10 protein-coding genes are annotated in these 12327 nt (G+C 51.3%); 3 read left to right on the top strand and 7 right to left on the bottom strand.

Going from position 1 to position 12327, the window contains the following annotated elements:
• Positions 1 to 215: 215 nt before the first annotated feature.
• Positions 216 to 845, top strand: coding sequence for a CatB-related O-acetyltransferase (locus tag AC2T15_RS12470; protein ID WP_136655510.1), 630 nt, complete (start codon positions 216 to 218; stop codon positions 843 to 845).
• A gap of 47 nt (positions 846 to 892) precedes the next feature.
• Here AC2T15_RS12470 and AC2T15_RS12465 read toward each other — a convergent pair whose 3' ends face one another.
• Positions 893 to 2506, bottom strand: a complete 1614-nt coding sequence (locus AC2T15_RS12465; protein WP_136655509.1) for an ABC-F family ATP-binding cassette domain-containing protein — start codon at positions 2504 to 2506, stop codon at positions 893 to 895.
• 361 nt (positions 2507 to 2867) lie between these two features.
• Complete coding sequence (locus AC2T15_RS12460; protein ID WP_113851612.1) at positions 2868 to 4367, bottom strand: transposase; 1500 nt, start codon at positions 4365 to 4367, stop codon at positions 2868 to 2870.
• Positions 4368 to 4827: 460 nt separating this feature from the next.
• On the opposite strand from AC2T15_RS12460, the gene erm reads away from it, so the two are divergent.
• The gene (erm, locus tag AC2T15_RS12455; protein WP_084929516.1) at positions 4828 to 5700 is read left to right on the top strand and encodes a 23S ribosomal RNA methyltransferase Erm; all 873 of its coding nucleotides are present in this window, start codon (positions 4828 to 4830) and stop codon (positions 5698 to 5700) included.
• Between the two features lie 340 nt (positions 5701 to 6040).
• Here erm and AC2T15_RS12450 read toward each other — a convergent pair whose 3' ends face one another.
• The 4 genes from AC2T15_RS12450 to intI1 all read right to left on the bottom strand — a co-directional run bounded on the left by AC2T15_RS12450 (position 6041) and on the right by intI1 (position 10074).
• A complete protein-coding gene (locus AC2T15_RS12450) occupies positions 6041 to 7534 on the bottom strand; it encodes an IS91-like element ISCR2 family transposase (protein WP_001120888.1) in 1494 nt (497 codons plus the stop codon).
• Between the two features lie 210 nt (positions 7535 to 7744).
• The gene (locus AC2T15_RS12445) at positions 7745 to 7969 is read right to left on the bottom strand and encodes a hypothetical protein (protein ID WP_000743213.1); all 225 of its coding nucleotides are present in this window, start codon (positions 7967 to 7969) and stop codon (positions 7745 to 7747) included.
• Positions 7966 to 8703 carry a recombinase family protein gene (locus AC2T15_RS12440; RefSeq protein WP_001366550.1) on the bottom strand — a complete coding sequence of 246 codons (738 nt, stop codon included), beginning with the start codon at positions 8701 to 8703 and terminating at the stop codon, positions 7966 to 7968. Before AC2T15_RS12440 ends, AC2T15_RS12445 begins: the two co-directional genes overlap by 4 nt.
• 357 nt (positions 8704 to 9060) lie before the next feature.
• Positions 9061 to 10074 carry a class 1 integron integrase IntI1 gene (gene intI1 / locus AC2T15_RS12435; protein WP_000845039.1) on the bottom strand — a complete coding sequence of 338 codons (1014 nt, stop codon included), beginning with the start codon at positions 10072 to 10074 and terminating at the stop codon, positions 9061 to 9063.
• 158 nt (positions 10075 to 10232) lie between these two features.
• Between intI1 and AC2T15_RS12430 the strand changes: the two genes are divergently transcribed.
• A complete protein-coding gene (locus AC2T15_RS12430; protein ID WP_032492605.1) occupies positions 10233 to 10631 on the top strand; it encodes a FosC2 family fosfomycin resistance glutathione transferase in 399 nt (132 codons plus the stop codon).
• A gap of 81 nt (positions 10632 to 10712) precedes the next feature.
• Here the strand turns inward: AC2T15_RS12430 and ltrA are convergent, their stop codons facing one another.
• Positions 10713 to 12044 (bottom strand): group II intron reverse transcriptase/maturase, encoded by a 1332-nt coding sequence (gene ltrA, locus AC2T15_RS12425; protein WP_486779156.1) that lies wholly within the window; start codon positions 12042 to 12044, stop codon positions 10713 to 10715.
• Positions 12045 to 12327 lie beyond the last annotated feature (283 nt).

Raw genomic sequence — 12327 nt, 5'->3', positions numbered from 1 at the left:
GCTTTGTTTACCAGTTAACTATATTCCTGATTTAAATTATTGTCAACTGGTTAACTATAAATTTGAGTTAGTTTTATAAATACTTATAATGTTCCAATGATCAATAATCCTTTACTCAAAAAACCGAGAATCGCTCGCGGTTGATGCACTTGGAATGTAGTGCATCGAATCGATAAAACATTCCATGTATTTGCCATTTTATTTGGAGCTTTGTCATGGAAAAAAAACATTGGTCAAAAGTGGAATATCTCCACGAAACTGTTAAAAACTCAAACATTATCATTAAAGGTCAACATAGCTATTACAGCGATTGTTGGGATCAGGGCTTTGAAGCTTCTGTTGTGCGCTATTTATATGGCGATGAAGAAAGCTTAAAGTGGGAACCTTTATGGCACATCGATCAATTATACATTGGTGATTATGTCTGCATTGGCGCAGAAGCGGTAATTCTCATGGGCGGCAATCATACACATCGCGCAGATTGGTTCAGCTTATATCCTTTTATGGAAACTATCATCGATGCTTATCAAAGCAAAGGTGATACGCATATTCATGATAGCGCTTGGATCGGTATGCGAGCGATGATTATGCCAGGCATCACAATTGGAGAAGGCGCAATCGTTGCCGCTGGCAGTATTGTGACAAAAGATGTGGAACCTTATGCAATTGTAGGTGGATCACCTGCACAATTAGTAAAATACAGATTTCCACCAGAGATCATTCAACAGTTATTAGCATTGCATATTTATGATTGGGCACCTGAGAAGTTTCAGGCGCTTCGCCCATTCTTAACACAAAATAATATCGAAGCATTGATTGAAGCTGAGAAACATTATTCGCTGTAATCGTGATTTTCCTTAATGTATCTATCCCTTCCTTTAGAAGGGATCGTTTAAAAATTTTCCTGCCACTGCCAACCGTTTTCAGTTGCCACTAAATATTTTGTAATACCAATATTTTCTAAAAATTCTTGATCATGAGCCACAATCACTAAAGCGCCACGATAACTTTGTAATAATTGTTCCAATGCTTGTAATGATGGTAAATCCAAGTGATTATTGGGTTCATCTAGCAATAGCAATTGTGCAGGCTTTTTTTGATATAAAGCCAGAATCAAAGCTGCTTTCAGCTGTTCACCACCACTTAAAGCCTTCATCGGCTGATTAATCACTGTATTGTCCAATCCCAACTGCGCTAGCTGCATTCTTAAATCTGTAATTTTCTCTTTGGTTTGCCCGTCTGAAACCTGCTCCAAAATAGATTTTGATAAATCCAAGGAAGACAATTGTTGATCCAAATAAGCAAAACTCACATGATGTATTACTTCGCCTTGTGAGGGCGAAATCTTCCCTGCTAATGCTTTCAACAATACAGATTTACCACTGCCATTTTTACCCACAATTGCAATGCGATCGCCCTTCTCAATTTGCCCATGAAATTCGCACAGGTGCTCAGCTAAATATGGCAATATCAGCTGGTTCAATTCTGCTAATATTTTCGGCACAAAAGCATCCACATCATAACCATGCAACACAACAGATTCCTGCTGATCTATGCGATTTTTTGCAGATTGAATGGCTAATTTACCTTGTTCAGCAATCTGATCACGTTGCTGCTTTGCTTTGCCTGAACTTAATTCACTACGGTTCTTTTGGCGATCTAACAATATCTTTGCTTGATTTTGCTCACCGCGTTGCTTATTGGCTTGAGAGGATCGTTTAGCTTGTCGCTCCAATTGTTGTTGTACAACTGCCAAGCGCTTTTTCTCTGTCTGTTTTACTGCATTCAATTGCTGAATAGCAGAAGCTAATTCGGCATCCCTTTGCTCAATATAATCTTGATAAGCACCGCTATATGCTGTTAAGCCTTTAGCAGATAATTCCACAATGGCATTCACTTGGTTCAACAAATAACGATCATGAGTAATGATGATCACCTGCCCTTGCCATGATTGAATCATCGACCATAAAACTTGTTTATAGTGATAATCCAAATGATTACTTGGCTCATCCAAAATCAAAATTTGTGCTTGTGATAAGAAAGCAGCCGCAATGCGAATACGCATTTGCTCACCACCACTTAATTGCTGCATAGCAGTTGCTAACGAAACATGGGATAAAGACAGATCAGCCAATAAATTCAGAGCCTCATCCTGAATGCACCAACGCGAACCCACAGTTTCAAAATCATCAGGATCAACACTACCATTTTCAATGCGTTGTAATGCATCCAATATAGACTGAATCCCCAGTGCTTCAGCAACGGTTTCGGCACTATTTTCATGGGCTTTTTGTGATAAGTAATAAACTAAATCTCTATTGATACATGAGCCTTCCGTTGGCAATAATCGCCCCGCCATGATTTGTGCCAATAAGCTTTTGCCCACGCCATTTCGCCCAATCAAAGCTGTGATTGGCTGAGAGAATGTATAAGTTAAATTTGAAAAAACTGTGTTGCCATTTGGCAAACCATAAGACAACTGATTAAGCTGCAAAAATTTGGACATAAAACCTCCTTGATTGATCGTAATAACAAGTCAAATCAAGTTAATTGTTCATGTCAGCAAACCTCATCAGTTCTAAATTAAGATGCACGTATTTTAACTTTGTACAAAATAAAGTCAATGAAAAACACGTATAGGAAGAATAAACGCCCTTTTCACCCAAGTCCAACAGCTTTGGACCGCAGTTGACTCTTTCGACACCCCTGCGATGCAACCCAATCCGGCTGACGGGGAGCCAGCAACGCTGAAAATTTACCCTCCTCTTTCCCACTAGCGGCTCCTTTTCCGACAACCAGCACGGCGGATCCCTGCCGCGGCGCTGTGAACGCAGCATTTTGATTGGTATCGTTGGCCTTCAGGCTCGTCAGTCAAACAGACCCAGGAGCAGCTCAGCCGGTGGCGCCCGGCTTTCGGGTAACGCCCTGGTCCCGCTGGTTTCGGCTTTGTGCTTCAGGTGATCAAGGATCTGCTTGATCACTATAGGGTCTTCAATGCAGGCGATGACTTTCATGGCGCCGCCGCAGCCGCTGCAGGTCTCGATGTCGATATTGAAAACACGCTTGAGCCGTTGCGCCCATGTCATCGACGCTCGCCGTTGTGCTGGTGTTGCCGGTTCATCAGCCACCCTGACCTTGTTGCCCCTGCCCCGTTTTGCCGGCGTGACCAACGCCCGGTGCCGACTGTTGGGTGCGAACACCCCGTGGAAGCGGGTTAGGTTGACTCTGGGCTTCGGTACCAGGGCGGCCAGCCTTGCAATGAAATCCAATGGTTCGAAAATGACGTGCGTGGTGCCGTCCCGGTACGGCGTCTTGAGCTGGTAGCGCACGTTGCCGCCTCGTGTTAACGACAGCCGCTTCTCGGATACCGCCGGGCGGCTGATGTACCGGCACAGCCGTTCGAGCTTCTTGCGTTCATCGGCCCTGGCCGCCACGCCGGCGTGCAGGCTGGACCCGGCTACCTTGCCAATCCCGTCACCAAACTGATCTTCCGGGTCGCAGGCGGGCAGTGTCTGCAGGGTGAACACCTTGCGCCCTGCCTGTGGCCCCACGGCGATGCGATACGTGATGGAATGCCCCAGCAGTGGAGTCATCGCATCTTCATCCACCGCATCCAAGGCCAGGTAACTGTTTTCAGCATCCCGCTCCAGTAGGCCTTGCCGCTCCAAATAGCGGCCGACCCGATGGGCGATGGTGTGCGCCAGTTGGGTGAGTTCGGCGCTGGTCGGCGCCCTGACCCAGAGGAACCGGGCTGTTCCATTGGGACGCTCAACGTACACGCCATCGAGGAACAGCATGTGAAAGTGAATGTTGAGGTTCAGTGCACTGCCGAAGCGCTGGATCAGGGTGACGGCACCGGTCTTGGCCGCTTGGTGGGTATAGCCCGCTTTCTTGACCAGATGCGTGGCGATGACGCGGTAAACGATGCCCAACACCCGGCCCATGACCTCCGGCCGGCTGGCGAACAGAAAGCGCAATTGAAAGGGAAAGCTGAGTACCCATTGGCGCATGGGCTGTACGGGCAGAACCTCATCGACCAGTAGCGCGGCGCTTTCGGCCATACGCCGTGCGCCACAACTAGGACAGAAGCCCCGACGTTTGCAGCTGAACGCAACCAGGTGCTCAGCGTGACACGACTCACAACGCACCCGCAGAAAGCCGTGTTCGAGACGGCCGCATTTGAGGTAGTCGTCAAACTCGCGTTGCACATAGCCGGGCAGTTCCCTGCCCTGCGCCGCCAAATGGGCAGCGAACGTCGGGTAGTATTCTTCGACGATCCGATAGAGCAGGGTTTGCTCGGGCCGGTGACGCTGGTAACGACCAGTGTTCTCGTCCCGGCTGGCCATCCTGGCCGCCACTTGGGGCATGATCCGCATCCTTGCGATACTGTGTTTTTATACAGTTTATCGCTCAGCTGCGAGATATTGAAGTCTCAGCTGTGATGCCAGCCAGTGCCAGACATTGCCTGTGAGTGCCAGTCACTCCCACTCTATTGTAAATAGAGTTGAGTACTCTATGAAATAAAAGGGGCGAACAAAAAAGAAAGCTGCCTATTCTTTTACGAATAAGCAATTTTTCAGCACGGCAGAACTGAACCTTTGCGGGGAATATCCTTTACAAGTCATTTTTATTTAACTATTTTCGAAACCACTCTAAAATGTATTGTGTTTTCCTAATATATTTGCTAAAATATATGCTAAAATATATTAAGTATTGCCTTGTATAGAATTAGAGTACGCAACTCTATGAAAAATACGAGTTTACCAATAACGATACACCCAACGGCAACAAAAAATCAAATAGCCACACGGGTAAAGGAGTAGGCTATTGGAACGCAACATAAAAGACTCTCAAAATTTTTTACACAATGCCCAACTAGTAAATAAACTAGTCGGACTTAGCAATATAACTTGCGATGATTTGGTTTATGAAATCGGACCCGGCAAAGGAATTATCACTCGAGCCTTACTTGGACGCTGTAGACAAGTTGTTGCGATAGAGTACGACGCGGAATTGTACAGGCGATTGCTTGAGCAATTAAAGGGGCACGAGGATTTAGTTCTGCTGAACAGGGACTTTCTAACAGTAGATTTGCCGAGCGAGCCGTACAAAGTTTTTTCTAACATACCATTCAACATGACTGCGGATATTTTGAGCAAACTTTTGACGACGGGAAGGACGCCCGAGGATTTATATCTCGTCATGCAACAAGAGGCGGTATATAAGTACGCAGGTGAGCCTTTGTGCCAAGATGGATTTAAGTCGCTACTTTTTAAGCCGATTTACGAAATCAAAGTCATTCACAACTTTGATAAAGCGGACTTTTCGCCAAGCCCGAATGTATCAATATTTTTTGTGAACTTTCACAAAAAAGAATACTGCGACATAAAAAAATTGCCGCTAATCGACTACTGGGATTTCTTGGCTTTTGTATATTCCGCGCCAGGCAGATTTTTTAAGGAAAAAACAAAAAAAGTTTTTTCATACGAACAACAAAAGCGGATACGAAAGCAAATCGATCTTCACGAGGAGGCGTTTATTTCGGAATGGACATACAAACAATGGCTTGCCATGTTTGATGTATACTCTAAAATGGTTTCGCCAGAAAAAAAGAAATTGGTTATAGGCGCATATAGCCGATTGATTGCCGAGCAGGCAAAACTCGACAAACTACATCGTGACAGGAGCAAAAAGTATTAGCCGATGGCAAGCGTAACCTTTAAGAAAATAAACAAGGTTTACGACGGAAAAGTACAAGCCCTAAAAGACATAGAACTGAAAATCAATGCGCAAGATTTTTTAGTGATTGTGAGTATAGGAAGAATAAACGCCGTTTTTCTCCAAGTCCAGCCACTGTAGACCGCGAATGACGGCCTGCTTTGCCAGTGGGTGATTCTGAATCCGGCCCGTGTAGCCATCGATCCCGCCGAAAATTTACCCGTTTTTCCCGACAGCCGGGGCCAACCCAAGCCGCCGGCATAACGCATCCCTGCCGCGGCTGAATTACCGCAGCATCGTGATCGGAATCGTTTGGGACGGGTCAGTCAAACAGACCCAGGAGCAGCTCAGCCGGTGGCGCCCGGCTTTCGGGTAACGCCCTGGTCCCGCTGGTTTCGGCTTTGTGCTTCAGGTGATCAAGGATCTGCTTGATCACTATAGGGTCTTCAATGCAGGCGATGACTTTCATGGCGCCGCCGCAGCCGCTGCAGGTCTCGATGTCGATATTGAAAACACGCTTGAGCCGTTGCGCCCATGTCATCGACGCTCGCCGTTGTGCTGGTGTTGCCGGTTCATCAGCCACCCTGACCTTGTTGCCCCTGCCCCGTTTTGCCGGCGTGACCAACGCCCGGTGCCGACTGTTGGGTGCGAACACCCCGTGGAAGCGGGTTAGGTTGACTCTGGGCTTCGGTACCAGGGCGGCCAGCCTTGCAATGAAATCCAATGGTTCGAAAATGACGTGCGTGGTGCCGTCCCGGTACGGCGTCTTGAGCTGGTAGCGCACGTTGCCGCCTCGTGTTAACGACAGCCGCTTCTCGGATACCGCCGGGCGGCTGATGTACCGGCACAGCCGTTCGAGCTTCTTGCGTTCATCGGCCCTGGCCGCCACGCCGGCGTGCAGGCTGGACCCGGCTACCTTGCCAATCCCGTCACCGAACGGATCACCACTGGTCGGCAGAGTTTGCAAAGTGAACACCTTTCGCCCCGCCTGTGAACCGACAGCGATACGGTAAGTGATCGAGTGCCCCAGCAGGGGTGTCATCGGGTCGTCATCCACCGCATCCGAGGCCAGATAGCTGTTTTCGACATCCCGTTCCAGCAGGCCTTGCCGTTCCAGATAGCGACCCACCCGGTGGGCGATGGTGTGCGTCAGCTGGGTGAGCTCTGGGCTGGTCGGCGCCTTGACCCAGCGGAAACGCGCTGAGCCGTGGGATTGCTCGACATACACACCGTCGAGAAACAGCATGTGGAAGTGAACATTCAGATTGAGCGCCGATCCAAAACGCTGGATCAGGGTGACCGCGCCCGTCTTGGCCACTTGGTGGGTATGGCCCGCTTTCTTGACCAGGTGCGTGGCAATGACGCGGTAAACGATGCCCAGCACCCACCCCATGATCTCGGGCCGGCTGGCAAACAGGAAACGCAGCTGAAACGGGAAGCTCAACACCCACTGACGCATGGGTTGTTCAGGCAGTACTTCATCAACCAGCAAGGCGGCACTTTCGGCCATCCGCCGCGCCCCACAGCTCGGGCAGAAACCGCGACGCTTACAGCTGAAAGCGACCAGGTGCTCGGCGTGGCAAGACTCGCAGCGAACCCGTAGAAAGCCATGCTCCAGCCGCCCGCATTGGAGAAATTCTTCAAATTCCCGTTGCACATAGCCCGGCAATTCCTTTCCCTGCTCTGCCATAAGCGCAGCGAATGCCGGGTAATACTCGTCAACGATCTGATAGAGAAGGGTTTGCTCGGGTCGGTGGCTCTGGTAACGACCAGTATCCCGATCCCGGCTGGCCGTCCTGGCCGCCACATGAGGCATGTTCCGCGTCCTTGCAATACTGTGTTTACATACAGTCTATCGCTTAGCGGAAAGTTCTTTTACCCTCAGCCGAAATGCCTGCCGTTGCTAGACATTGCCAGCCAGTGCCCGTCACTCCCACTCGATTGTAAACAAGCACACAAAACCCTTTAGTGACAACAATTTGCAAGAACTATCAGGCTCAGTGCCATGAAAAATACCATGACCAGATCATGAGGTTGAACACGGCTTGCGCCGGCAGCGTTCACGCTCCTGGTCGGCGATCTCGCCCGGCTGCAATGCTAGCTCAGCATCGGTCATGCGCTCCAGCACGTCGCGTAGGCGGATGGTGCAAGGAATGGGCGGCAGCTCGAACTCATAGCCGCCGGCGATCATTTCGGCCGCAATCTCCTCGGTGATGAAAAACGGCTCGTCGTCTTGGTTCGGCTTCTTCATGCCCTTTCCTCCTGGCGCTCATCCTGGCCGACAGCGGCCAGGGCATCGGCTTCCGTCAATGCGTCCTCCACGAACGCGCCGTGCTGCTTCGCTTCGGCCTGGCTGACCTCGGCCCATATCCGTTTCACCTGGGCCGCACTGTACCCGGCCAGCTCGGCGGTCTTGTTGATGCTGTAGCCGGACTTGCGCAGCGCGACAACTTGGGCGCGGCGCTTCGGATCAGCACGGCGGCCCTTGTACCGCCCGGCCTGGCGGGCCAACTCAATGCCTTGGCGCTGGCGTTCGCGCCTGTCCTCGTAGTCGTCGCGGGCCATCTGCAAGGCCAGGCGAAAAAGCATGATCTGCACGGCTTCCAGCACGATCTTGGCGACGCCCTGGGCCTCGGCCGCCAGGTCGGATAGATCGACCACGCCAGGGACGGCCAGGCGTGCGCCTTTGGCCTGTATCGAGGCCACCAGGCGCTCGGCCTCGGGCAAAGGTAGGCGGCTGATGCGGTCGATCTTCTCGGCAATGACCACCTCGCCGGGCTGTAGGTCGCCGATCATGCGCAGCAGCTCAGGCCGGTCGGCGCGTGCGCCGGATGCCTTCTCACGGTAGATGCCGGCGACGTAGTAGCCGGCGGCCTTCGCGGCCGTAGTGATCGCCTCTTGGCGTTCCAAGTCCTGCGCGTCGGTGCTGACGCGCAGATAGACCCGCGCCACCATCGGCGCGGCTACTGGCTTCGTCCTGCGCATACTTGCGGGCTCCTTTGGGCATGCCTCAAAGTGCCAGTTTATCGCCGGTGGCTCATAGCTCAAAAGGTCGGCTTATAAGTGCCTAGCCCAAAAAGATAACCCTTATGTGCCACCCTCAAGCACGATAAAGTTGCTGTGGTTTAGTGCTTGGCTATTGTCGTTTTCAGAAGACGGCTGCACTGAACGTCAGAAGCCGACTGCACTATAGCAGCGGAGGGGTTGGATCCATCAGGCAACGACGGGCTGCTGCCGGCCATCAGCGGACGCAGGGAGGACTTTCCGCAACCGGCCGTTCGATGCGGCACCGATGGCCTTCGCGCAGGGGTAGTGAATCCGCCAGGATTGACTTGCGCTGCCCTACCTCTCACTAGTGAGGGGCGGCAGCGCATCAAGCGGTGAGCGCACTCCGGCACCGCCAACTTTCAGCACATGCGTGTAAATCATCGTCGTAGAGACGTCGGAATGGCCGAGCAGATCCTGCACGGTTCGAATGTCGTAACCGCTGCGGAGCAAGGCCGTCGCGAACGAGTGGCGGAGGGTGTGCGGTGTGGCGGGCTTCGTGATGCCTGCTTGTTCTACGGCACGTTTGAAGGCGCGCTGAAAGGTCTGGTCATACATGTGATGGCGACGCACGACACCGCTCCGTGGATCGGTCGAATGCGTGTGCTGCGCAAAAACCCAGAACCACGGCCAGGAATGCCCGGCGCGCGGATACTTCCGCTCAAGGGCGTCGGGAAGCGCAACGCCGCTGCGGCCCTCGGCCTGGTCCTTCAGCCACCATGCCCGTGCACGCGACAGCTGCTCGCGCAGGCTGGGTGCCAAGCTCTCGGGTAACATCAAGGCCCGATCCTTGGAGCCCTTGCCCTCCCGCACGATGATCGTGCCGTGATCGAAATCCAGATCCTTGACCCGCAGTTGCAAACCCTCACTGATCCGCATGCCCGTTCCATACAGAAGCTGGGCGAACAAACGATGCTCGCCTTCCAGAAAACCGAGGATGCGAACCACTTCATCCGGGGTCAGCACCACCGGCAAGCGCCGCGACGGCCGAGGTCTTCCGATCTCCTGAAGCCAGGGCAGATCCGTGCACAGCACCTTGCCGTAGAAGAACAGCAAGGCCGCCAATGCCTGACGATGCGTGGAGACCGAAACCTTGCGCTCGTTCGCCAGCCAGGACAGAAATGCCTCGACTTCGCTGCTGCCCAAGGTTGCCGGGTGACGCACACCGTGGAAACGGATGAAGGCACGAACCCAGTGGACATAAGCCTGTTCGGTTGGTAAGCTGTAATGCAAGTAGCGTATGCGCTCACGCAACTGGTCCAGAACCTTGACCGAACGCAGCGGTGGTAACGGCGCAGTGGCGGTTTTCATGGCTTGTTATGACTGTTTTTTTGTACAGTCTATGCCTCGGGCATCCAAGCAGCAAGCGCGTTACGCCGTGGGTCGATGTTTGATGTTATGGAGCAGCAACGATGTTACGCAGCAGGGCAGTCGCCCTAAAACAAAGTTATGTTCGCTGAGGAGAGTCAGTGTTACGAGGATTGAATCATATTACTATTGCAGTAAGTGACCTTGAACGTTCCGTGGAGTTCTATACGCGTCTATTAGGAATGAAGGCACATGTCCGCTGGGATAGTGGGGCATATCTGAGCTTGGAGGCTACTTGGATTTGCTTGTCTTGTGACGAAGTGCATCCGAGCCAAGATTACTGTCACATCGCGTTTGATGTTTCCGAAGAGAATTTCGAACCAGTTACTAAAAAGCTTCGCGAAGCACATGTCGTTGAATGGAAACAAAATAGAAGCGAAGGACTTTCTTTATACTTGCTCGATCCTGACGGCCATAAATTGGAAATCCATAGCGGTAGCCTACAAAGTCGTTTGGAATCGTTGAAGTCTAAACCCTATCAAGGGTTAGTATGGCTATAAGCAAACATAATCGGGTAGCCGAGGGTTTCTAGCCCTCAGCCCCCACAACACCCTGCATGCGGCTCCGCACAGGGCGTTTCACTAAGAGTGGTGAAGCTTAATCCAACCATCGCGCAATGCGTACAGACCCTGAGATTTTAAGTAAGCATTTGATAACGCCTGATTAATCCCCGGAGTTTTAGAGCTACGCCATGGGCCTTTGCTGGTAATACCGCATGCAACTGCAGCTTGCACATGAACGCCCAACCGCATTAAGTTTCTTACTTTCGTGCGCGGCTTGCGCCACTGTCGCCAATAGGCCATTCGCACCCTGCGCCGGATCCAATGATCCAGCTCAACGCAGTGCTGATAGCCACTGGCAATACCAAAGTAGTTTATCCAGCCGCGTAAATATTGGCTGATCTTAAATAGCTGGTATTTCATTGACACGCCCCAGTTGCGATTCGTGAGTTTGCGAACATTCTGCTTAAACTTCAGCAGCGTTTTCGGGTGCCAATGAATGCGGTTCGCCTTGAACGTAAAGCCCAAGAACTGGCTTTCATTGGTTTTAACCACACGACTTTTGTCAGTGTTGACCACTAACTTCAAACGGCTTTGCAAGTACTGACTGATACTGCGCAACACGCGCTCTCCAGCTCGCTGACTCTTCACTACAATCGTGAAATCGTCCGCGTAGCGGGCAAACTTATGGCCGCGTTTTTCAAGTTCTTTATCCAAAGAGTCGAGCATGATATTCGCCAGTAACGGCGACAATGGCCCACCTTGCGGTACACCCACTCGACTCTCACCTTTGAACTGATTATCGATAAACCCAGCTCTCAGGTAACGTTTAATCAGTCTAAGCAGACGTTTGTCTTTCACCTTGTCGCCAAGGCGCGTCATCAGTAGATCGTGATTAACTCGATCAAAGAACTTCGACAGATCAACATCCACCGCGAAGCGGCGTCCTTCCTTGATGATGCTCTGTACCTGCTTAACCGCTTGCTGCCCATTACGACCTGGACGGAATCCAAAACTGTGTTCAGAAAACTCAGGGTCGAAAATAGGTGTTAATACTTGGGTAATGGCTTGTTGGATTACACGATCAGTAACGGTTGGAATACCCAGCTGACGAGTGCCGCCATCTGGTTTAGCTATTTCAACACGCCTTACCGGTGAGGGTTGATAACAGCCTGTTACCAGTTGTTGTTTCAATGCTTTCCAGTTGCCGGATCTTACCCAGGCGGGGAATTCATCGATGGTCATGCCATCGATGCCAGCGGCCCCTTTATTGGCTCGAACGCGTTTCCATGCCGCAGAGAGGTTATCTTCCTGCAGCACGTGCTCGAATAGATCGTTGCTAAAGGCTGGCTTCATATCGCTACGCTGAGTCACGTCATCGCCGGACGGCGTTCGTGTGTTCAAGTGTGACAAGGCTCCTCCTTTGTTCTTAATGTTCAGGCCTTCACCGTGTCCCAACCATTACGATGGGCGTTTGGCTACTATGCCGTCTGCTGACTTCTGCTTAATCACTCACAGAGTTGCCTCTGTTCGCGCTATCGGTTTGCATCTAATTCGCTCTCCAAGGTCGATACATTCCTTAGAGCCAAGGCACTTATTAACCAGAGCCTCACTGGTGAATTACCGATCGCTTGTTAAGCAGATCTCCCCAGATAAGAGCATGTACTGTCACTGCACTGCTGCATCATTTACGGTG

This window comes from Thiopseudomonas sp. SA1F2-1K (genome assembly GCF_057443035.1).
Note: the sequence above shows the minus strand (reverse complement) of the source record. Positions and strands in the feature narration are given on the sequence as shown.